1 protein-coding gene is annotated in these 1,910 nt (G+C 63.8%); it reads right to left on the minus strand.

The window, feature by feature from the left end; genetic code table 11:
- Nucleotides 1–1,910, minus strand: a 1,910-nt coding sequence (gene pepN, locus EN884_RS34600; RefSeq protein ID WP_128361069.1) for an aminopeptidase N, incomplete at both ends; no start/stop codon positions are given.

Here is a 1,910-nt window from a genome sequence, read left to right on the forward strand (position 1 = left end):
CGGGAGCCGCAAAGATGGCATCGGGGTCGATGTTCCTGCCGATGTCGCGGGCAATGTCGGCTTCGCCGGGCAGGGCCAGCGCCAATGCCCGATAGGCCGGCTCCAGCGTCTCGTCGCCGGCAATGCTGCCGGCGAGTTCGATCAGCCGCGGCGCAAAGGCCGGCTGCTTGCCGCCGAGGATCTCGCGGAACGCTGATATCAGCGCATCGGTCAACAATGTGTTGAAAGCCTGCCAGCGCGAGAAGGCGTCGCCGTCGTGGCGGGCGAGGAAGAACTGGTCGTCGGCTTTCTGCTCGACGGACAATGTCACCGGCGCCGAAAAGCCGCGGTTGAGCGACACGGCCGGGCGCTCGGTGACGCCTGAAAACCGCACCATGTGGCGACGCTTGCGGATATGGATGACGCCGTCCTCGACGCTGGCGCCCTCGACGCTACTATACGGCACAGGCTTGCCGCCGGCGCCGATCAGCCCGAAAGCGAGCGGGATGTGCATCAGCCGCTTGCGGCTTTCGGAGGGTGTCGGCGGCACCGACTGCTCGATTTCGAGCGTGAACTCCTGCGCGGCCGGATTGTGCGTCGAACTGATCGTCAGGTTCGGCGTTCCCGCCTGATGATACCAGAGCGCGAACTGCGACAGGTCGCGGCCGGACGCATCCTCGAACACCTTGATGAAATCCTCGATCGTCGCCGCGTCACCGTCGTGCCGCTCGAAATAGAGGTCCATGCCGGCGCGAAACACGTCGGCACCGAGAATTGTGCGGATCATGCGCACCACTTCGGAGCCCTTCTCGTAGACCGTCGCGGTGTAGAAATTGTTGATCTCGCGGTAGCGGCGCGGCCGCACCGGATGCGCCAGTGGGCCCTGGTCCTCTGGAAACTGGTGGGCGCGCAAGGTCCGCACCTCGGCAATACGCTTGACCGCGCGCGAGCGCTGGTCGGCGGAGAATTCGTGGTCGCGGAAAACCGTCAGGCCTTCCTTCAGGCAGAGCTGGAACCAGTCGCGGCAAGTGATTCTGTTGCCTGTCCAATTGTGGAAATACTCATGCGCTATGATCGCCTCGATATTGGCGAAATCGGCGTCCGTCGCGGTCTCCCGGTCGGCCAGCACATATTTGTCGTTGAAGATGTTGAGGCCCTTGTTCTCCATCGCGCCCATGTTGAAGTCCGACACGGCGACGATGTTGAAGACGTCGAGATCGTATTCGCGGCCGAACGCCTCCTCGTCCCATTTCATCGACCGCTTCAGGGCGTCCATCGCATAGCCGGCCAGCGTCTCCTTGCCGGGCTCGACATAGATGCCGAGCTCGACCGTGCGGCCGGACAGGGTGACGAAACTGTCCGCGAGCCGGCCGAGATTGCCGGCCACCAATGCGAACAGATAGGACGGCTTGGGGAAAGGGTCGTGCCACACTGCATAATGCCAGCCGTCGCCGAGGTCGCCCTTTTCGAGCGGGTTGCCGTTGGACAGGAGCAGCGGCGCCTCGTCGCGCATTGCCTCCATGCGCACCGTGTAGACGGACAGGATATCGGGACGGTCGAGGAAATAGGTGATGCGGCGAAAGCCCTCGGCTTCGCATTGCGTGCAGTAGACGTGGCTCGAGCGGTAGAGGCCCATCAGGGCTTCGTTGCCCGCCGGCGCCACCTCGGTCTCGATGAGCAACTGGAAGCGCCGCGCCACCGGTGGCTTGAGGATGGTCAACTGGTCGGGCGTCGCCAGCAGATCCGCCGGTTTTACCTTCTTGCCGTCGATCTCGATGTGCTTGAGCGTAAGCCCGTCGCCGTCGAGCACCAACGGAGCCGATGCGGAGACGCCGTCACGGCGCTCTATCGTGAGCACGGCGGTGACACGCGTTGCGTCTGGCGAAAGGCGGAAGGTGAGGTCGGTTTGCGGAATGAGGTAGTCGTTGGGG

Origin of the sequence: Mesorhizobium sp. M7A.F.Ca.AU.001.01.1.1, assembly GCF_004022735.1 — a bacterium.
Lineage (GTDB): Bacteria > Pseudomonadota > Alphaproteobacteria > Rhizobiales > Rhizobiaceae > Mesorhizobium > Mesorhizobium ciceri.